Below are 20,286 nucleotides of genomic sequence, written 5' to 3'. Positions count from 1 at the left end.
ATTATAACATGCCCTCCTGTTAATTTCCCGATAAAATGTTTCTCCCCAGTTCTTTCAGGTGTTCCATAACTTGCAGATAGGGATATGGCCCATAGCTTACACGTGCTACACCCAGTGTGGCAAGCTGTTTTGGTGAAGGCTCAGGAGACGTAACCATGACGTTAATTGGCAGCGGTGAACGCTCACACAATTCCTGAATCAGTTGGTGATCCTGCAAACCGGGTACAAACAGACCACTGGCTCCTGCATCTGCATAATGGCTCGAACGTATAAGTGCTTCCTCCAGGAGAGAGTGGTTATGGTGTTCAGGTGCATGTTGCAGGAAAATATCTGTGCGGGCGTTAATGAACAACGGGATGCCTGCCTGCTCCGCAGATTCCCGGGCGGCGGACAATCTCGGGCATTGCTCCTCCACAGTGTACAATCCCAAGCCAGCGGGAAGTTGATCTTCCATGTTGATTCCTACAGCACCATGATCGATGACTTGCAGGATATTTTGCTTCACTTCTGACACAGACCTCCCATACCCTCCCTCTATATCGATCGTTACAGGCAGATCCACGCTTGCTGTAATCCGTGCAAGATTGGCAAGCACCAGATGGAATGGCATGGCTTCACCATCGCGTTCACCGTGGGCCGCAGCAACGGACCAGCTTCCGGTAGCAATGGCCGTTGCTCCAGCGGATTGAATGGCTTGCGCACTTCCGGCATCCCACACATTGACCAGAACAAGTGGTTTTCCTTTCACATGGTATTGTTGGAACAACGCTGCTTTTTCTTCTAAGTTACTCATATTATGTTGACTCTCCTTTGTTATATCATGCATTTCTTTGGATATTTGATGCGTACTTCATTACTTTATTCTGTTTTTCAGCTACCCTTTTTTTGTTTCTCGTGAGTCAACAGCCAGTTTTTGCGAGTTAATCCTCCGCCGTATCCGCCCAGCTCACCACTGGCATTGATTACACGGTGACATGGAATCACAATCGCAAGCTGATTGGCCCCATTTGCCTGTGCTACAGCTCGGCACGCAGTCGGTTTTCCCAGTGCATTTGCTATCTCTTGATATGACCTCGTTTCACCAGCCGGAATGGCCGTCAGCTGTTCCCACACAAGTTTTTGGAATAGTGTTCCTAAACAGAACAACGGTGTGTCGAATGCTGTCCGAATACCTTGAAAGTACTCGTTTAGTTCACGCTCAATGGACTGGATGGGAGCTGTAGTGCCGGGCACAATCGCTGATTTGGTTCGTTTACGCAGACGCTCAACTTCGCGTTCCAGACCTCTGCGGTCTACAAATTCCAGTAAATATAGCGACTCCTCATCAGCAATGGCCATCATCGGGCCGAGGCGGGTGTCAATCCAGGACGCTTTCAGGATATGTCCTTCATCGACTTGTGTAGGGGCGGCTCCCATGATCCGTGAAAAGGCATCGCGGAAGCCACTGCTTGATTCATATCCGGTAGATAATTGGCTATCAATCACGGTGCGGCCGGAGCGAATATTTTTCAGGGCAAGTCCCATGCGGCGAGCGCGAGCATATTCAACAAAGGTCATGCCGAACCGCTTCTTAAACTGACGGCGAGCAGTGGATTCGTCGATGGAGAGGGCCTTGAAATCCTGTCCTTTCCAGCGTTTCTCCGGATTTTTCTCCACAGCTTCCACTAATATGCGAACGACATCGGATACTTGGTTAGGGTGAGAGAGCGGGCGACAGCGCTGGCAAGGGCGATAAGAGGCCAGAAGTGCCTGCTGAGCCGTCTCATAGAATTCGCAGTTTTCAAATTTTGGCTTTCGCGCAGGACATGTGGGACGACAGAACACACCCGTGGTTCGGACTCCAACATAGAATAAACCCTCGTATTCCGAATCCTTGGCCACAAGTGCCTCGTAATATTGTTCCTTTAGATCAGCAGAAATCATGGGGGCACGTCCTTACTCATTAGAATCTTTGTCTATACCTATTATAGAAAAACGTTGCAGCAAGCATCGCCGAAAATCAGGCATGAATATTGGATAGATTAAATCGGATATAACATTGAAATTCGGTTGTTCAGAATTTGTTTAGAGTGAACTGGTAGTATAGACCTATCAGGCTAGGGACACTTAGGCAAAGATACCTATATAGTGAAAGAGTTAATTATTGATCATTCATTGTTATAGGAAAAATACATAGGTAAACATGAAATTAAAGATTAGCGGAATGAAAGTCTGGAGGTCGACTAGAATGAGATATTCTACGTACAAAAGTATTTATGAATCCGTTTATACCAAAACGTCCGAGTCTCCCACCGTGTATGTTAAAGATCAATTCATGCAGCGTGTGAAGACGCCAACCTGGCTAATGAAGATCGTCACTATAACTCTAATTATAATCATAGGGTGTAGTGCTGTATTCACTGCATTTGCCGGAGATGAGCAATTACTGTCGGGGGACCAGATCGTTGTATCTCAGGGAGATACACTGTGGGGCATTTCATTGGCACATAAACCTCAGCAGATGGACACTCGTGTGTATGTAGAAGCTATCAAGAAAGTGAACAAAATTGAGCATAACGCCATTCAGATTGGACAAGTGTTGGTCTTGCCTGGGTTTGATCGATAAAATAAACGGTGCATGACGTCATGAATAGAGTTCTTTTTTTACTCATCGAGGTGCAGTTACATATTGAATTTATTAATCATTTACATATAATGGAGCTTCATGTGGGACGATATGGTGTAGTGATTAGTAAGTGGTGTGCTATATAAGTTGAACTAAAGAATATTTACACTGACACTACGATGACAGAATAACCTTCCAATCGCTGTTATCCCCAGATTTTTTGATTCCCCTTTCTTAAAGGGAAAATCCGGGGATAAAGGCGAACGCTTCGCTTTTTCAGGTTTTTTCTGTCCTCTCCGTTATCGTGTAAATGATTAGTTCAACTGACATAGATATATGTGCTGTAAATGGATGAAGGGAGAATGAGATGATGATCATGAATATAAAGAAATCTGTACTTTGCATGTCTGTGCTCTGTATTTCGCTATTCGTCAGTGCCTGTGGCGCCAAGAATAATAATGAATCTGTTCAGGAGCACGCCTATCCGCAATCGAAGCAACCTGTAGAGGAAGCCGGAGAAAACTCTGTTCCGAATGCGGATGCGAAGAATAACAATAGCCAAGGCAGTGCCAGTGGTGATGAGGGCAAGCCTACGGCTCAATCGGAATCCACTGAACCGTCTGAACAGATTGATATCGTTATTGACCAGTCGGAGAAACCGAGCGAGGGTAACAGTTTTGATTTTGGAATTAAACAGGTTCCGAAGGGTTATGCACTAACGGAGATGCGATGGACGTCTAACACGGTGACGATTGTGAATTCACTACAGGAAGCCATTGAACATGGTGGGAATGGTGAAGAGGGGTTTTACTTTAGCGGCAATGGACAATTTTCCGGCTTTATCTACTCGGATGAGATGAAGGGCGAGCGGGGCAAAGCCACATTTGTCTTCACAAATGATGAGGGGAACGAAATCATGTCCGAAAAAGAAATTACGTTGAAGTAGCAGGCACATCATGAAGGCTCCGTCTAGGGCCTGTTGAACAGGAAAAGCAGCCTAAGTGGCTGCTTTTTTTGACATACTTAATTACAAGATCGCCGATCTATCTGTTGCTACATAAAGTCAAAGAAATAACGGACCACGTGGAACATAACCGGAGAGGTATAGGTCAGGCTGTCGACCCGGCTCAGGTAGCTTTTTTTGAGCGAATCAAACTTGTTGTCATCCCCGATTAACAGATCGCGCTTCAGTACAGACACCGTCAGACTGCCGAAGAATCCGGCCAGACTGATCAACACCCCGATGAATAGCGAGAATTTCCAATCAAATGGCGTCAGGTAGGGATGGATGAAATAAGACGATGCTGTCGTTACAATGAACGCACACGCGAACCCTTCCCAGGTGACAAAAGGATTGGCGGTAGGCACCACTTTTCGTTTGCCCAGATAGAGAGAGACCAGATAGTGCACCACATCATTAAGCTGTGTTAACACGACCAAGAACAACACCAGCTTGGACCCGTACTCCGGTGTGGCAAATGGAAAATAGGCCAGGTGGCTCAGTCCAAACACCATCAGCATTAGTCCCCATTGTGTGGAGCTGACACTGCGCAGGAAACCGACCGTACCTTTGTTAATCAGACGTGGCAAGGGCAACACCAGGAACACATATAGGGGAATAAACACGATAAACATGCCATACCATCCAATATAGATCCAGTAGAACTGAACCGGAATCGCCAGATATGCCCACAGGAACAGTCTGCGGTCGGCTTTGCGTGTACTGCGAATCATGGAGAAGTATTCTTTGAGTGAGAAGAATGCAAGCACCATGAGGGAGATGAGGGACACGATGGGGTTAAAAAGGGTGGCGAGGCAGAAGATCACAAACATACCCCACCAGGTTTTGATTTTTTGGCCGATGCCTGAATAGTCTTTGCTTGGCTGAAGCTTTGCAATAATTTTGTACACGATATGTATCACAAGTAAAGCTGTGAAGATTAACGTTAGTGTAAAGAGTGAACTGCTCACGTACCGATCACCTGCTTATTCAAAGTAAGATTCCATTATAGGGTACCTATGTTATTATGAAGGAATAGTGCCAACTTGATAAGGGGAAATTTTGCTATGACAGATGAACGCTCCATCTATATCCTGCTTACGAATACAGGAACGCTGTTTACCAAGGTTATTCAGAGCTATACCCGAGCGCCATATAATCACGCATCGATCTCATTTGACCGGGAGTTAACCGAGCTGTACAGCTTCGGCCGCAAGCATCCGAGTAATCCGCTGAATGGCGGGTTTGTGAAGGAAAATATTCAGACAGGTACATACAGCAAGTATCCCAATACCACATGTGTCATATACAAGCTTCAGGTGACGGATCGTGAAGTGGAAAAGATGAAACGCGTGCTGCACATCTTCATCCGCAGCCGCCAGAAATATATGTACAATCTGCTCGGCGTGATTGGTATTACGCTCAAGGAGCCGGTGGAGTTCAGCAACTCCTACTTCTGCTCCCAATTTGTAGCCGAGATTCTACAGCGTTCAGGCATCAAGCTGTGGAACAAGCTGCCTGCGCTGGTGACACCGGATGATTTTCGCCAGAGTGAACGATTGCAACTGGTCTATGAAGGGAAATTGAGCGAGTATACACTGGGGAATACAGAGCAGGAGTAGGGTAGGTGCGTATGCTGATGCTCCAAGGAAACTCAACCATGAAATAGCCTGCTGCCACGGATGACGAGGCAACAGGCTGTTTGTGTACTTCATATGGATGATGGTGAGGATGAGGATCTGTCGAAATTAATCTCTTCAAGGAATTCGATCACTTCACCATTGGGGCTGTGAACAAGCGCATTTCTAACCTGAAGTGCAGGTTCGCCAAGCGATATCCAATCCGGTTCAACATAGGACTTGGCTCCATGGGCGAGCGCTCGCTCATAGATATCTTCTACATCATGCACGTAAAAGGCGAAATGTAACAGTGCGCCGTGCCGGACCGCTTCGGGAGAGGTGGCAGGTTCACCCTCGGCGGGAATGACTGCTTTTGGATCAAATACCTCAATACATGTACGCTGATCCGGAGAGATCAGCATACATGCCTCGGTAATGTGGAAGGAAGGCAAGCTCCAGGAGTGACCTACCTTGAATCCCAATACTTTTGTATAAAACGCCAGAGTATCTTCGTAATTACGAGCCTGAATGGCTACATGTGCAAGTCCAATAACACTCACATTACATCGCTCCTTCTTCAGATTGTATTCTAAAGTATAGGGTTGATATCGCATTGGAACCATACAATATCAAAGGATATAATGAGATGAAATCTAACTATTTTTAGCTAATTTATCAGGAAAACCTTATTAAATAAGCCAACGATTCGGAGGTTTACAAATGGAACACATGATAGATGAAATCGATCAGCAGATTATGCGCTTGCTGCAACATCATGCACGTATTCCCGTTGCACAGATAAGCAAAGAAATTAACATGTCCCAACCTTCGGTTAAGGAAAGAATCCTGAAACTGGAGGAGAGAGGTGTGATAACAGGATATTCAACCATCTATAATTTAGCCCAATTAAACCGTGGAACCACGACGTTTATTTTGCTCAAAACAGAGCATTGCGACGAGTTGGTCCAGTTCTGTGAACAGGCTATCGAAGTCACGGATGTCTATCGGATTAGCGGTGAGTATAACTATCTGATCAAAGTGCAGACGGCGTCCATTGAAGAACTTGCCGGATTTCAGGATTCACTGGTGAAGCTGGGACCCTCCAAATCCCATATCAGCATGAAAAATATTATGGAAAACCGTGTTCTCCTTTAGGATATGAGAGAGACTAGAGAGAAGACATTTGTTCTGGCACCGGATTCGTTCAAAGAAAGCATGACAGCGAAAGAAGTATGTATTGCGATGGAAAAAGGGTTGCGTAAAATATACCCGACGGCAAGCTATATTCATGTACCTATGGCAGATGGTGGGGAAGGTACGGTGCAGTCCCTTGTGGACGCTTCCGGCGGGGTCCTTCACCAGCACGAGGTGAGCGGACCATTGGGTCAGACAGTCACTGCGCAGTATGGCATTCTGGGTGGCGGAACCATGGCGGCCATCGAAATGGCGTCGGCCAGCGGCATCCACTTGGTTGCCAAGGACACCCGGGACCCGCTCCGGACGACAACCTATGGAACAGGCGAGTTGATTCGCGCATGTCTAGACCTTGGCATACGCAAGATCATCATTGGCATTGGTGGTAGCGCGACCAACGATGGTGGGGCTGGCATGGCTGAAGCACTTGGTGCGAAGTTTCTGAATGCACAGGGTCAGCCGCTTGCGCGTGGTGGCGGGGCTCTGGATCAACTGGCTCAGATTGATGTATCCGGTCTGGATGAGCGTTTGCAGGAAGTGGAGTTCATTGTGGCCTGTGATGTGACCAATCCCCTATGTGGGGAGCATGGCGCATCAAGGGTGTTTGGACCACAAAAAGGGGCAACTCCAGAGATGGTTGAACAGCTGGATGTGAATCTGTCCCATTATGCAGATGTGGTGAAACAGCAGCTACACAAAGATATCCGAGATGTACAAGGAGCGGGAGCGGCGGGTGGATTGGGCGCAGGACTCTTGATTTTTACACAGGCTGTATTACGTAAAGGGATTGAGATTGTCATTGAATATACTGAGTTGCGTGAAAAGTTGATTGCTGCGGATGTGGTATTTACGGGCGAAGGCGGTATCGACTTCCAAACGAAATTTGGCAAAACCCCCTATGGTGTTGCTCGGGCAGCCAAGGAAGCGGGTAAACCTGTGATTGCTCTTGCAGGCTATGTGGGCGAAGGGATCGACACCCTCTACGCGGAAGGCATCGATGCCATATTTGGTATTGTGCCTGGGGCAGCAGATCTGGATCGACTATTGCGAGAAGGCCCGGAGAATGTGGAACGTACCATCGAGAATATTGCAAGAGTACTGAGGCTGGGTCTACTTTCTTAGGTAGGCGACCATTGAGATCGTATGGGGTCAGATTGGAATGTGATGTGACAAAGACGGGATGCAGATATGCCTGATATCAGGTGATCTGTCTCTCGTTTTTTTGCTGTGAAGTTCCATTGTATGTGGATGGCGGGTACACCCTGATTTAAGAGCCAGAGTTATATAGGTCCAAAAGAATACTTTTTTTAAAAATAAAATGATGAATTTTGGCGAAAAAAATTGAGATCTATCCTGTTTTTGCACTACAGGGTGGATCTTTTTCCTTTTATTTACTTTTTTTGTTTAGATTCTGTTTATTGCAGTGCACTACAATAGGCCTTACGTATCAGATAGATTGAATTTATATGTAAAAAAACATGAGATAGGGAGGAACAGATTACATGGTTTACAAAAAGCTTATAAGCTACCTTTTAATTGCTGTTTTGTTATTACAGGTGGTTAGTGTTGGTGGGATTGCAAGTGCTGACCCATTTACTCCGTTGGACCAACTTAACCAAATCAGAAGTTCAGATAAGGATATTGAAGTAGCTATTCCAGAAGTTCAGGGTATGTTGGAGAGCGGCAGTTTGATAGATATGACCGATATTTCCACCACCTATAACCTGCTGAATGATGAGCAAAAGAAAGAACTGACTCGAGGAATAATTCTTTTGCTACCACGGGAGGTAGATTATGAGAGTCAAAGCCAAGTTGAGTATGTTTTTGCACTCCTATATAACTTGTTAAAAATGCCTAAAGTGATGAATTCAAATAATGCAGAATATCTTTTGGATGAGGTATATGGATTGTATAGTCAGGCGGGAGGTTTTCTACCGTATGACGAAGCACAGCCAATGGTTGAGGCAAGCGTTGTCTATAACATGTTGAGCGGTGTCGATAAACCAATGTATATGAATATTGCTATGTTTGGGGCTTCCATAAACAGATCACAAGATTCTGTACCTTACGGTTCACAGCTTAATTTTATGAAAACATTAATCGATGAATATCGACCAATTAATACTCCTAACAATGTATCGGATATGGACGAAGCACTAAACTCCATGATGAAACATAATCGAATGACCAGAATGATGAGTACCATGGACTCCAGTATAGTCCCTTTTCCAGTTCAGATGGAGAAAATGGAGGCCATTGAAGAAAATGATCAAAAGAGAGAAGAACTGGCTCAATGGATGATTGATCATAAGCCGCAAAACGGTTATGAAACGGTATCCGAAGTTCAGAAAGAATTTGATGCGTTTTTCGAACCCAATAGTTCAGCCTTGTTGGAGCAATTTAACGATATCAAAGAGAAAAAAGATCAGGATCCTATTACCGATTTCATCCCAGAAGTAATAGAGCTGCTTAGTAACAAAAATTTCATTGCTACTCCGGATTTTGAATCATTATCTGAAGAAGAACAATCTGAAATTGCAAAGTATATGTTGGAGGAATCAAGTCCGCCAGCATCTAGTAGGTATAAGAGTAAGGAACAAGTCCAATATGTAGTGCAGTTAGCCTTGCAAGCCATGGAGCTTCCTCACAAAATTGGAGGAACTGACTCCAGAGAAATCCTTGATGCATTTTTTAATAAGCAAGCCGAACGAATACAGCAACAATTCAATGATATAGAAGCAGATGATGAATACTATGAACTTATTCACTATTATCTCGATTCCTCCGAAGTTGAAAGACGTATGGCAGCTTTTAGATATGAGCGTAAACTCACAAAAAAACTCGATATCTCGGAGATACTGAATTATACGCAATCAGCACTGGATGAAACCCCTTTTATTAACAAAGTAGAAACATCAGAAGAAATGTTGAAAAAGTTAATAAATATGTTAGAAATTCAGGGAGATATTGAGAGGTATAATTCGGATGAAGACGTGGAGATTCCACTTGGAACATTCCCTTTGGATGTCAGCAAATTGGATAATCTCACTTCCGAAGAGCAAAAACAATTGGCAGACCATATGCTTACCGAAAGACCACTTGGTGGATATGCAAGTTTCGAAGCAATTCAGACTGCATTTAATAAATTTTTCCCTGATGATAATGAAGATCCATTAACTGTCTTAAATACTGCAAAGAGCAACAGTAATATAGAAGCAATGCGAATGGCTATGGAAGATCCTGATCTGGGTATTACTCTGCCTAACGGATACGGAGCTTTATCCTTACAGGTTAGAGATTTCATTGCGGGATTCCTGATCGACTATGTAAATAAAGATTATAAAAACAAAGAACAGGTCCAATATATGATTGAACTTGGTGTATTGGCACAATCTGTTTGGGAGCAGAGGGAACTCAGTGTTCTTAGGAATAAGCTGGATCTGCTCGCTCAGCAATTAGTAAATGGACCTAATCACTTTAATGACCAACAGACATATGTGTTACGCAGCCTTGGACAACAACATTTGGAACGTAGCAAAGTAGATAAAGGTGTACTGGCATATAATTACTTGCATCTAGTTGCATTCGAAAGGTTGGAAGGAGTGTCTAAAGGGGATATTGTTGATCCTGATATTGTCCTGAATCTCCTCTCTATGCCTATCGATTCATTTGAGCAAGCTACCTCTATACCACGAATGGATCAGTGGCTTGATGTAGCAATGAAAAATCAGATTAAAGGTGAAGCATTCTTCAGCAAATACAAATTTAATCTTAGAGGCGCTCTTGATTTATCCAAAAGGGCAGAACTCAGTCCTGAAGGCCAGAAGGAATTGGCTGAATGGGTCCTAAATGAACAAGACAGTTACGAGGATGTTGGGAATCTGCAATATGTATTTAACCGATTCTTTACGGCTCCAGATGTGAAGGGCAATGATATCAATAACACCCTAATGGGCTTGGACAGCACGATGGAGATATCCTTTGACAATAAGCTGCACTGGATTGATGTTGCCTTCATTCAAAAAATGGACCTTAGCGGCAACAAAACGGTATGGGTTCGTTACAAAGCAATCAGCGATGAACTGCCAGGCCGCGCTGTGAAGTTTGTCTTTACACAGAATGGTGATAGCAGCACAGATAATGGCAATACTCCAACGCCTAACCCGGGTGGTAGCACAGGTGGCGGATCGTCCACGACCACACCAGTAACCTCTACACCCGCACCAACAACGAAACAAGAGCAGATCGTGGTTGACGTTAATGGAACAAACGGCATCAACCTGACAAAGACACCAATTACCCGTACAACCGAAACCAACGGCACGATCAAGGACTTGGTGAAAATGACCGAAGCGATTGCCAAGGAATCGGTGGAAAAAGCAAAACAATTGAATATGAACACCGCACGCATCGTGATTCCAGACACCAAAGATGCCGTGTCCGAGACACGTATTGAAGTACCCAAGGCAGCGGTGAAAGAACTGAATGAGGGTTCGCTGAAACTTGAAATCTCTACTGAAAATGTAGTGATTTCCGTTCCGACGAGTTCCATCGCTGGATTCGATCAAGACTTGTACTTCCGCGTTGTACCTTTGAAAAAGGAATCGGAGCGCAAAGAAGTCGAAGAACGTGCGAAGAAAGAGCAATTGATCCAACAGGTTGCTCCAAACACGAATGTACGCGTACTGGCTCGTCCAGTAGAGATCGACACGAATATGCAGAGCCGCGAAGTGACACTTACGTTGCCACTGCGTGACAGTCTGCCAACTGATCCGGCTGCTCGTCAGCAAGCATTGGACAACCTGGCGATCTATATCGAACACAGTGACGGCACAAAAGAATTGATTCAAGGCAAATTGGTGCAACTCGCGAATAACAGCGAAGGCATCGAATTTACCGTAACCAAATTCAGTACGTTCACCCTCGTGGTTGTGGATGGACTGAAAGCTTCACAAAGTACACATCAACCGTACATCCAAGGTTTCGGTACTGACTTCCGTCCAGATGCATTCGTAACCCGTGCACAGATGGCAGCTATGCTGGCTCGCAATCTTCCAACTGAACCGGCAGCAGGTTCTACTAATGGTGTGAGCTACAAGGATGTATCTGCGACACACTGGGCAACAAGTGAGATTCAAAAAGCGCAATCCGCTGGCATCATGAATGGCATGAGCAACACTCAATTTGCACCGGAAGGTTCGATCACCCGTGCACAGATGGCTACCATTGCGTATCGCTGGATGCAGCAACAAGCGAATTCAACAACCGTGAATGGAACAGTAGTTTCCTTCACAGATGTATCCGCAGCCCTGTGGGCAGCAGATGCGATTGCATACGTGCAATCTGCTGGCCTGATGGTTGGTTACAACGATGGTACATTCAAACCGGACAGTAAGCTGACCCGTGCTGAAGCGGTGAAAGTGCTGAATGTATTGTTCAACCGCACACCCCTAACTGGCGCAGTTACGCCAACGTTCAGTGATGTACCAGCTACACACTGGGCATATGCAGATATCGAAGCTGCAGCGCAAAAGTAATATTTTTAAAAGAAAAAAAGGGGGCATTAACGCAGTAGCATAGAAAAAAAGAACCCCTAATGACGGATAGGATATGACAATACAATAGATAGAATAAAAAAAAGAGCTGTTCCAAAAGCCATGCATTGGCTAGGAACAGCTCCTTTTTGCGGTTTAGTGTGACTCAACATTGGTACGTCAGATCGTCTAGGTTCGTTAGCGCCTGGGTCACCCATTAGTTATTCTGTTTACGCAGTTGTACTACTCTTTATCGGGCGTGTGTGCAGCATTCTCGTAAAACTTACCGTCCCGCAACTGATCCACAAATCCTTGTAGCCAGACGTAGTATTGCTCCGCATGTTGGAGTTTGTGCAGATCACGCAGTGCATCGTCTCGATCTTCAGAAGAGGTATGTTCCGAAAGGATCATTGCCGACAGGTCAGGAATGACCTCATGAATGCCTTCTAACATGACATCTACTTCCCGTTGGAGCTTGGCTCCGAAGAAATTCTGGAATGTGCGATAAAAGTCAGTCTCAGCCAGATACTGATCCTGGCGATCCTTCTTTTCCTCCAGTTTATAGATCATCTGTGATTCTGTAAGCGAACGAACCGCATAGCTCATGTTACTCTTGCTCATATTCATCGAGGTCTTCATCTCTTCAAGTGTCATCGGTCGATCCTCAAAATACATGATGCCGTACAATTTGCCAAACGTATGATTAACCCCATATAGATCCATCGTATTGGCGATGGCCTCAATAACTCTCTCCCTCAGCGCATGCCGATCAGGTAACGAAGAATGATTCGGGTTCCCGGCGGTTTCTTTTCCCACAATGTCACCTCTGGTTTATGATAGCGTTCCCACTAGCTGCCTCATATTTTACATGACTTGCTCCAATTTTAACATAAGCCGGAATTAGAATTTTCAATACGAGTGTACAATCAATTTTGTACAGAATAAATATAAAGCTGATTATACTCAAAAATTCCCAATCATTAAAGAAAAATTGGACAGTAAGGAGTGGGGGATTTGCGTTTAAAACTATGGAGGGAGTCTGAGGCGGTCCTATTTACGCTGCCAGCTCTAATCCCGTTGCTGATCTTCTGGCTGGGACCTCTGGGATATATCGTTTATCTCAGTTTCACCGATTGGGACTTCATGAGCCCGGACAAGCTGTTCGTTGGGTTGGACAATTACAGTTATCTGCTGACAAACTCTGAATTCTATCGGTCATTGAAAGTCACCTTGTTATTCGGACTTGGAAGTGTAATCCCAACCATTGTGGGCGGATTGGCACTTGCGATGCTCATGAATAGCAAGATCAAATCATCCGGCATCTTCCGGACGTTACTCTTCTCACCTTGGGTCACCCCTACAGTTGCGGTGTCCATTGCGTGGTCCTGGATCTTCGAGCCCGAAGTGGGGCTCGCTAATCTTATGCTGGGCTGGGTAGGCGTATCTCCGATCGGATGGTTGCGTGACGCGGACTGGGCACTGGTTGCCGTTCTGATCGTCACGCTCTGGAAGTCGATTGGGTGGGCAATGGTATTTTATCTCGTTGCGCTACGAAATCTACCTTCGGATCTGCCCGAAGCAGCTTCAATTGATGGGGCAAACGGTTGGGACAAGTTCAGAAGTATCACACTGCCGCTGATCTCACCAACGACATTTTTCCTCTCAATTATTCTAACCATCCAGTCCTTGCAAGCCTATGACCAGATCAATGTCATGACGCAGGGTGGACCGGCGGGATCAACGAGAACGTTGCTGTACATGTATTACCAGTCTGCATTCGAATCCTTTAACGTAGGTGAAGCTTCGTCCATCGCCGTTGTGATTATTCTGATCTGCGTGCTGCTGTCGGGAGTATCCTTCCTGCTTGGCAGACGTCTGGTGCACTACTAATGACAATGACATTGCCCAACAAAAAGTCTAAACGGATGAAGCGCAAGGAGTTGCAGAACGTGTCACAACCGAATTTTAAAATAAGTAAATTGATTCGCTACCTTCTGTTAGCCATTATCGCGTTGGGTACAGCCTTTCCCTTCTATTGGATGGTCATTAGCGGATTCAAAACCAATGATGAGATCTGGCAGTTCCCGCCGACCTTCTGGCCGGAGACGTTCCTGTGGAGCAACTATGTGGATGCCTGGAATGCGGCACCATTTGCCCGTTACATCCTGAACAGTACCGGGGTAGCCTTGGCCATCTGTCTATTTCAGATCGTCAACTCCAGTATGATGGCGTACGCCCTGACACATATGAAATTCCGTCTCAAAGGTGTACTGACATCCCTGATTCTGGTGGGTTATATGATACCGAGCACAGCCGTGTATCTGCCTAGTTACCTGGTACTTAGTGAACTTAACTTGCTGGATTCCTATACAGGCTTGATTGTATCCAACTGTGTCAGCGTGTTCTCGATCTTCCTGATCCGGCAGGCGTTTATGCAGGTATCTCACGAATTGGTGGAAGCTGGACAGCTCGACGGTGCTTCCCACTTCCGGATTCTCTGGACAATTATCACGCCGCTTGTTCGCTCAAGTTTTGCCGTGATGGTTCTGATTACGTTTATTGAACAGTACAACAACTATTTCTGGCCTATGCTCATCACCAAAGACCCTGACTTGCAGCTGGTATCGGCGGGTCTGCGCAGTTTCTTTGTAGAAGGTGGGGCATATGGACTTGCTTGGCCACAGATTATGGCTGCGAGTGCCTTTACCATCGCCCCCCTACTTATTCTCTTCCTGTTCACCCAGAAGACCATCATGCAGAGCGTGAATATTACGGCGGGTGTGAACAAGAACTGATATGAATTACCATTCACCTAAAACGGGAGGAACAACAATGAATTGGAGTCAGGCAAGCGTGACATGGAAAAAGAGATTGAGGTTGAACTGGAAGAGTGGCATGTCGCTGGTACTCGCGACCAGCTTTGCACTGCTGACCGCTTGTGGAACACAAGCACCCGCAGAATCAGGCGGCACGACGGCTGCTGCCAGTGGAACCGAAGCGCAGGCGAAAGATCCGGTGGAGATTGAGTTTTGGTATGGTCTGGGTGGTAATCTGGGCGATAACATGAAAAAGACGATTGATGCGTTCAACGCCTCACAGAATGAAGTCGTTGTAAAAGGGATTGTACAAGCAGATTACACGGAAACGGAACAGAAGCTGCAAGCAGCAATTGCTTCCAAAAAGGTTCCAGCCGCTGTACTCAGCTCCAATATAGACTGGGCACGCAAAGGATATTATGCACCCATGGATGAGATGATTGCCGCTGATCCGAATTTTAAGAAAGACGATTTCATTCAGACATTCCTGAACCAGGGACAGGTGGATGGAAAGCAATACTTTTTGCCAATGTACGGTACAACTCAGATCATGTATTACCGCATGGATACGTTCAAGGAGAATGGGATCGACCCAGCAAGTTTGACGACATGGGAGAAGCTGGCTGAGGCAGCTTCGAAGATGAGCAAGCAAGAGAATGGCAAGACCACCTTCTATGGTTGGGAACCGATGTGGGGTAGCGACAATATGATTGATGCCGTGCTGGGTAAGGGCGGACAGATTCTTAGCGCCGATGGCAAAACCGTCATGATTGATTCCCCGGAATGGATCGAGACATGGGAACTGTTCCGTAAATGGATTAACGAAGACAAGATTATGGGCATTCATTATGGAGGTCAGGGCTGGGAGTATTGGTACAAAACGATTGATGATGTGATGAAAAATAAAGCAGCAGGTTACACGGGATCTAGTGGTGACCAAGGTGACTTGGACTTCAGCGTAGTCGCTGCAATGCAACAACCAGGCTGGGAAGGTATTGGTGAAGGAAAACCGGTAGCAAGTGCCATTTCGGCAGGTATTCCGTCAGCTGCAACGCCTGAACAACAACAGGCAGCATACCAATGGCTTACGTATTTCTCTGAGACTTCAAACACAGCTTCATGGTCCATGAACACCGGATATATTGCAGTTCGTCAATCGGCTCAACAAGATCCAGAGTTCATGAAATTCAGTGAGGAGAATCCACAGATCACTGTACCATTGCAACAGGCAGCTCACGCTTCGGCTCCATTCCAGGATCCAACGGGTGGCAAGATCAATGATGCATTGAAAGATGCAGCTGATCAGGTGCAGATCAATAATATGACAGCGGAGCAGGCGCTGAAGGAAGCGAAGGAAAAAGCCCAGAAAGAACTGGATCGTGTAACGAAATAATGATAGTGATGAACGGTTTCCACGTGATTTGGTCGAGAAGCAGCTCGACTAACAAGCAAAACGTATTGCTATAAGTAACTCATGCGAAAAGGGCGGTACATATGCTGTACCGTCCTTTCCGTTCATAAAGATCGCAGACAAGGAGTTTAACCGATGCAAGATGAATCGTATATGGATGAATTACTAAATCCGATTAAGGCCGTTTTGTTCGACAAGGACGGGACGTTGCTGGATTTTACAGGCATGTGGGGATTCTGGACCGATTGTGTGTTGAACGATTTCAGAGAACAGTTAGCGACCAAAGGACTCCGTATCGACACAGATGAATTCCCACAGATATGGGGTACATTCCACGATGACCAAGGCCGAATGAATGGGTATGATGTGCGTGGGCCACTTGCGATGGGCACGATGGATGAAATGTATGCCGTACTGACTTGGCATGGATATCGTGCGGGTCTCAGCTGGGCGGAATCCAAGATTATGGTCCGGGAGTGTTTGGCGCGAGCGGAGGAAGAGATGGAGCAGCATCGTCCGGCACATCCGTTACCGGGTGTTCGAGAATTCCTTGAACAGTGCCGTACCAAGGGCGTGATTATGGGTGTAGTGACGGCAGATGATACACCAAGTGCGGTTAAACATTTGCAGTGGATGGGGCTGGACTCCTTCTTTGACGTGGTGATTGGTACGGATCTGGTGGAGCGGGGCAAACCATTTCCCGATATGCTTCTGCTTGCCTGTGAACGGTTGGGTGTATCCGTGCAGAATACGGTGGTCATTGGAGATACGGACGGAGATATGGAGATGGCACGAGCCGCTGGTGCAGGATACCGGATTGGGATTGGAGAACCGGGAAGAATCCGCTTGGCGGGCAGAACGATTCAATCCTTCCATGAATTGCTGAATGGTGGGCTGAATCGATGACGAACAGTCATGCCTACCTGGGCTGGGTACTGTTGGCACTGGCCATCGGGCTGGAGCTGAGTGCTACCATTTTGCTAAAAGTATCGGATGGATTCTCGCGGTTATGGCCTTCGGTGTTGATGTTTGTCTGTTATGGCGCAAGTTTTACCTTTCTTAATTTTGCAGTGAAGTATATGCCGCTGGCTGTAGCCTATGCGATCTGGTCTGGCGTGGGCATTACGCTCATTGGCGTTGTGGGGCATTACTTTTTTGGTGAACGTCTGCGGCTCACGTCGATGGTCTGGATCGGATTTATTCTGATTGGCATTATTGGACTGAAATGGAGTGATTCTTGATGGGAAATGAACATACACCGGAGCAACCTATTGCCAGCTTCCAGGTTATTACGGACACACATGTGCGAGATGAGGCAGACCATATTCATAACCGGCATCTGGACCAAGCGTTAGCCGACATAGCTACATTCAGTCAGGGGAGCAGCGGGATTATGCATGTGGGTGATGTGACGGATCGGGGGCTGCCGAGCGAATATCGTGAGTTGCAGCGCATATGGAAGCAACATGCGGAGAGCTTGCCGGACATTTGGTACACGGTAGGTAATCATGATATTGGAGCCGTGGTATGGCAAGAACCGCCGATCGTTTTGCTTGAGATGAAAGAAGATGAAGTAGCCGAGTTGTTGGAGCAAGAAGTAGATATGGAATGGGTCACTAAACAAACCGCTGCTGAATCAGCTGCTCTAATTGAGAAACTATCCGGCGGAACCTATACGTTGTCTGCTGCACCTTCGGAGCAGGAGGGTCAGGATGGGGGACGGATCTCTTCAGGAGTGGACCCCATTACAGTCGCAGGGTTATGGCAGCGTCGATTAAGTGATTTTGAAGGGACAACAGGTATGAAGGGTGCATACCACGATCACTGGATTGATGGGTATCATTATATTTTCCTGGGCACCGAGCAACCTCATCCGAAGGATTGCGATATGTCGGCTGAACAATTGGAGTGGCTGGATGCCAAATTGTCTGAGCATGCAACGCCAGATCATCCCATCTTTTTGTTCTTGCACCAACCACTCATGGATACAGTAGCTGGATCGTTGAAGGAACAAGGCTGGTATGGTGTGAATCAGGATGCAGAACTGAAGGCTGTTCTGGCCAAATATCCGCAAGCGATCCTCTTCTCGGGTCACACTCATTGGCAACTGGAGGCGCAGCATACGATGTACGATGGTGCGGGCCACATGCCAACCATGTTTAACGCTTCGTCTGTAGGTTATCTCTGGACAGATCAGGATGAGCATCTGGAGGGCAGTGAAGGACTTCATGTGGAGGTTTATAAGGATCGAGTTGTTGTGAAGGGACGGGACTTTGTCGCGGGTGAATGGATTGAGGGTATTGAGTTTACGGTGCGTTATCCTGTAAAAGGGTAGTTATTTGGATAGTTAACGGGAAAGGGTCATGCTAAGGGTCAATGTCATTAAGATAAGTTAGACTTGATGATATTACTCAATGGGTGGCCTTTTTGGTGTCCATCTTAAAGGTATGTATCAGATCATCCACCCCATAAAGTTCCACGTGAAACGTAGCAGGGGAGGCTAGAGTTGGGTAAAGTTGTAAATAGGTATGACAACAAACTATACTCAAATAAGTACACATGATATGCACTTACTCGTTAATTAACCTATTCACGGAGAGGAAGTAGAAGCGGCATGAGAGAACTTCAGGTTCAAACGACATATGGTACCGTTCAAGGCGAACTTTTGCACGATGCAAGCGTATGGAAAGGCATTCCCTATGCGAAACCCCCGGTAGGTGAGCTGCGTTTCAAGACTCCGGTACAGCCCGAGTCATGGGATGGAATCAGACAGGCCACTCAATTTGGACCTGAGAATATACAACCACGAAATCATCAACCAGAAGGCCAGACAGAAATTCCGAATGAGTCAGAAGATAGTTTATATCTGAACATCTGGGCACCTAAGGAAAAAGGAGCAACACCGCTGCCGGTTATGGTATGGATTCACGGCGGTTCCTTCGTGTCAGGTTCGGGTAGCCAGCCGATGTATGATGGTACACAGTTAGCGGTTCGGGGGGGCGTCATCGTTGTGACGATCAACTACCGATTAGGACCTTTAGGTTTCCTGCATATGGCTCCATTAGGTGATTCATATGTATCCAATGCAGGTCTGCTGGATCAGGTTGCGGCATTACAGTGGGTGAAGGATAATATCTCTGCTTTTGGTGGTAACCCGGATCAAGTTACGGTGTTCGGCGAATCAGCGGGAAGTATGAGCATTGCAGCACTGATGGCGATGCCAGCGGCCAAAGGACTGTTCCAACGTGCCATTATGGAGAGTGGTGCATCCCAGTTCATGCCGGCAGAGCAAGCTTCAGCGTTGCGGGAAGGGATGTTAAAGATTCTTGGGGTGGACCGGGACAACCTGCAGAAGTTAAATACAATTCCTGTAGAGCAGATTATTGCAGCCGGTGAAACGGTCAAACAGCAGAGCGGGGCAGGTATGGCATTATTGTTCCAACCTGTATTGGATGGGCAGACACTACCACAGATGCCACTTGAGGCAGTGAGCGAAGGATCAGCGCAGGATATTCCAGTGTTGATTGGTACGACATTACACGAGGGTGCACTGTTCATCCAGCCACATGTACCTTTTTCAAAAGAAATCGATATGGTTCAGGGCGTAGACTTTATGACGCCAGATCTGGAGAACCGGGTAGCCATCGCGGATAGTTATCCAAAAACGGCAGATGGACAAGCCCAAGTGATGACCGATATGTTCTTCTGGCGGTCAGCGCTACAATATGCTGCTGCACAACAGAAATATGCTCCGGTGTGGATGTATCGATTTGATTGGGTGATGCCGGAACATCCCTTGTTAAAAAGAGCGATTCACAGCATTGAAATGTTCTTTGTGTTTAATACACTACATGTCCTCAAATTCATGAATGCGGAGCCGGATGAAGCTGCGGCGGCACTTGCTCTCAAGGTACAGGATGCCTGGATTTCCTTTGCCAAGAATGGCCAACCTGAAGTTGCAGGTGTGAACTGGCCTGAATATGAGCAGGATCGTGCGACACTAATTTTCAACCATGAGATTGAGGTTGTACATGATCCGGATGCAGCCAAGCGAGAGCTGTTAGGGTTATAATCCAGGTTGATTGTTGTGTCTGAATACTCTGAATA

Annotated in this window: 18 protein-coding genes; 13 read left to right on the top strand and 5 right to left on the bottom strand. The window is 46.3% G+C overall.

Annotated features, from left to right (window positions below; all coding sequences use genetic code 11):
* Window positions 1–19: 19 nt before the first annotated feature.
* Window positions 20–793, bottom strand: coding sequence for an isocitrate lyase/PEP mutase family protein (locus MHB85_RS30375; RefSeq protein ID WP_091012377.1), 774 nt, complete (start codon window positions 791–793; stop codon window positions 20–22).
* 77 nt (window positions 794–870) lie between these two features.
* Window positions 871–1,923: a bifunctional transcriptional activator/DNA repair enzyme AdaA gene (locus MHB85_RS30370; RefSeq protein WP_105600505.1), complete on the bottom strand. Its 1,053-nt coding sequence runs from the start codon at window positions 1,921–1,923 to the stop codon at window positions 871–873.
* A 304-nt stretch (window positions 1,924–2,227) separates the two neighbouring features.
* On the opposite strand from MHB85_RS30370, the gene MHB85_RS30365 reads away from it, so the two are divergent.
* A complete protein-coding gene (locus MHB85_RS30365) occupies window positions 2,228–2,605 on the top strand; it encodes a LysM peptidoglycan-binding domain-containing protein (protein WP_179198387.1) in 378 nt (125 codons plus the stop codon).
* A gap of 376 nt (window positions 2,606–2,981) precedes the next feature.
* Window positions 2,982–3,551 carry a hypothetical protein gene (locus MHB85_RS30360; protein WP_146118065.1) on the top strand — a complete coding sequence of 190 codons (570 nt, stop codon included), beginning with the start codon at window positions 2,982–2,984 and terminating at the stop codon, window positions 3,549–3,551.
* A 107-nt stretch (window positions 3,552–3,658) separates the two neighbouring features.
* Here MHB85_RS30360 and MHB85_RS30355 read toward each other — a convergent pair whose 3' ends face one another.
* Window positions 3,659–4,576 (bottom strand): phosphatidate cytidylyltransferase, encoded by a 918-nt coding sequence (locus tag MHB85_RS30355; RefSeq protein ID WP_105600500.1) that lies wholly within the window; start codon window positions 4,574–4,576, stop codon window positions 3,659–3,661.
* Window positions 4,577–4,672: 96 nt separating this feature from the next.
* On the opposite strand from MHB85_RS30355, the gene MHB85_RS30350 reads away from it, so the two are divergent.
* A complete protein-coding gene (locus MHB85_RS30350; RefSeq protein ID WP_036671746.1) occupies window positions 4,673–5,227 on the top strand; it encodes a hypothetical protein in 555 nt (184 codons plus the stop codon).
* An 89-nt stretch (window positions 5,228–5,316) separates the two neighbouring features.
* Here MHB85_RS30350 and MHB85_RS30345 read toward each other — a convergent pair whose 3' ends face one another.
* Window positions 5,317–5,784, bottom strand: a complete 468-nt coding sequence (locus MHB85_RS30345; RefSeq protein ID WP_105600498.1) for a VOC family protein — start codon at window positions 5,782–5,784, stop codon at window positions 5,317–5,319.
* Window positions 5,785–5,944: 160 nt separating this feature from the next.
* Between MHB85_RS30345 and MHB85_RS30340 the strand changes: the two genes are divergently transcribed.
* From MHB85_RS30340 to MHB85_RS30330, 3 genes are all read left to right on the top strand, one after another.
* Window positions 5,945–6,379, top strand: coding sequence for an Lrp/AsnC family transcriptional regulator (locus tag MHB85_RS30340; RefSeq protein ID WP_091012387.1), 435 nt, complete (start codon window positions 5,945–5,947; stop codon window positions 6,377–6,379).
* Window positions 6,380–6,382: 3 nt separating this feature from the next.
* The gene (locus MHB85_RS30335) at window positions 6,383–7,540 is read left to right on the top strand and encodes a glycerate kinase family protein (RefSeq protein WP_105600497.1); all 1,158 of its coding nucleotides are present in this window, start codon (window positions 6,383–6,385) and stop codon (window positions 7,538–7,540) included.
* A gap of 380 nt (window positions 7,541–7,920) precedes the next feature.
* On the top strand, window positions 7,921–11,955 hold the full coding sequence (locus MHB85_RS30330; protein WP_149846873.1) for an S-layer homology domain-containing protein: 4,035 nt from the start codon (window positions 7,921–7,923) through the stop codon (window positions 11,953–11,955).
* Window positions 11,956–12,195: 240 nt separating this feature from the next.
* Here MHB85_RS30330 and MHB85_RS30325 read toward each other — a convergent pair whose 3' ends face one another.
* On the bottom strand, window positions 12,196–12,768 hold the full coding sequence (locus MHB85_RS30325) for a GbsR/MarR family transcriptional regulator (protein WP_091012392.1): 573 nt from the start codon (window positions 12,766–12,768) through the stop codon (window positions 12,196–12,198).
* A gap of 198 nt (window positions 12,769–12,966) precedes the next feature.
* Here MHB85_RS30325 and MHB85_RS30320 point away from each other — a divergent pair, with 198 nt between their 5' ends.
* The 7 genes from MHB85_RS30320 (at window position 12,967) to MHB85_RS30290 (ending at window position 20,251) form a co-directional block, all read left to right on the top strand.
* Window positions 12,967–13,842 (top strand): carbohydrate ABC transporter permease, encoded by an 876-nt coding sequence (locus MHB85_RS30320; protein ID WP_341074174.1) that lies wholly within the window; start codon window positions 12,967–12,969, stop codon window positions 13,840–13,842.
* 59 nt (window positions 13,843–13,901) lie between these two features.
* Window positions 13,902–14,747, top strand: a complete 846-nt coding sequence (locus MHB85_RS30315; protein WP_223199815.1) for a carbohydrate ABC transporter permease — start codon at window positions 13,902–13,904, stop codon at window positions 14,745–14,747.
* Between the two features lie 37 nt (window positions 14,748–14,784).
* Entirely contained in the window at window positions 14,785–16,161 is a 1,377-nt protein-coding gene (locus tag MHB85_RS30310; protein WP_105600494.1) for an ABC transporter substrate-binding protein, read from the top strand.
* 153 nt (window positions 16,162–16,314) lie between these two features.
* Complete coding sequence (locus tag MHB85_RS30305) at window positions 16,315–17,085, top strand: HAD family hydrolase (protein ID WP_223199814.1); 771 nt, start codon at window positions 16,315–16,317, stop codon at window positions 17,083–17,085.
* Complete coding sequence (locus MHB85_RS30300; protein WP_083684565.1) at window positions 17,082–17,420, top strand: DMT family transporter; 339 nt, start codon at window positions 17,082–17,084, stop codon at window positions 17,418–17,420. Before MHB85_RS30305 ends, MHB85_RS30300 begins: the two co-directional genes overlap by 4 nt.
* A complete protein-coding gene (locus MHB85_RS30295) occupies window positions 17,420–18,514 on the top strand; it encodes a metallophosphoesterase family protein (RefSeq protein ID WP_105600492.1) in 1,095 nt (364 codons plus the stop codon). Before MHB85_RS30300 ends, MHB85_RS30295 begins: the two co-directional genes overlap by 1 nt.
* A 279-nt stretch (window positions 18,515–18,793) precedes the next feature.
* A complete protein-coding gene (locus tag MHB85_RS30290) occupies window positions 18,794–20,251 on the top strand; it encodes a carboxylesterase/lipase family protein (RefSeq protein ID WP_105600491.1) in 1,458 nt (485 codons plus the stop codon).
* The last annotated feature ends 35 nt before the right edge of the window (window positions 20,252–20,286 follow it).

Origin of the sequence: Paenibacillus sp. FSL K6-4396 (assembly GCF_038002525.1) — a bacterium.
Lineage (GTDB): Bacteria > Bacillota > Bacilli > Paenibacillales > Paenibacillaceae > Paenibacillus > Paenibacillus amylolyticus_B.
The sequence above is the reverse complement of the archived record's forward strand: the minus strand, read 5'-3'. Positions and strand labels throughout refer to the sequence as shown.

Excerpts from the sequence above, each read along its gene's own strand:
- MHB85_RS30290 (WP_105600491.1), top strand. The coding sequence starts at position 18,794 with ATGAGAGAACTTCAGGTTCAAACGACATATGGTACCGTTCAAGGCGAA.
- MHB85_RS30330 (WP_149846873.1), top strand. The coding sequence starts at position 7,921 with ATGGTTTACAAAAAGCTTATAAGCTACCTTTTAATTGCTGTTTTGTTA.
- MHB85_RS30335 (WP_105600497.1), top strand. The coding sequence starts at position 6,383 with ATGAGAGAGACTAGAGAGAAGACATTTGTTCTGGCACCGGATTCGTTC.
- MHB85_RS30370 (WP_105600505.1), bottom strand. The coding sequence starts at position 1,923 with ATGATTTCTGCTGATCTAAAGGAACAATATTACGAGGCACTTGTGGCC.
- MHB85_RS30365 (WP_179198387.1), top strand. The coding sequence starts at position 2,228 with ATGAGATATTCTACGTACAAAAGTATTTATGAATCCGTTTATACCAAA.
- MHB85_RS30295 (WP_105600492.1), top strand. The coding sequence starts at position 17,420 with ATGGGAAATGAACATACACCGGAGCAACCTATTGCCAGCTTCCAGGTT.
- MHB85_RS30360 (WP_146118065.1), top strand. The coding sequence starts at position 2,982 with ATGAATATAAAGAAATCTGTACTTTGCATGTCTGTGCTCTGTATTTCG.
- MHB85_RS30375 (WP_091012377.1), bottom strand. The coding sequence starts at position 793 with ATGAGTAACTTAGAAGAAAAAGCAGCGTTGTTCCAACAATACCATGTG.
- MHB85_RS30340 (WP_091012387.1), top strand. The coding sequence starts at position 5,945 with ATGGAACACATGATAGATGAAATCGATCAGCAGATTATGCGCTTGCTG.
- MHB85_RS30310 (WP_105600494.1), top strand. The coding sequence starts at position 14,785 with ATGAATTGGAGTCAGGCAAGCGTGACATGGAAAAAGAGATTGAGGTTG.
- MHB85_RS30300 (WP_083684565.1), top strand. The coding sequence starts at position 17,082 with ATGACGAACAGTCATGCCTACCTGGGCTGGGTACTGTTGGCACTGGCC.
- MHB85_RS30350 (WP_036671746.1), top strand. The coding sequence starts at position 4,673 with ATGACAGATGAACGCTCCATCTATATCCTGCTTACGAATACAGGAACG.
- MHB85_RS30305 (WP_223199814.1), top strand. The coding sequence starts at position 16,315 with ATGCAAGATGAATCGTATATGGATGAATTACTAAATCCGATTAAGGCC.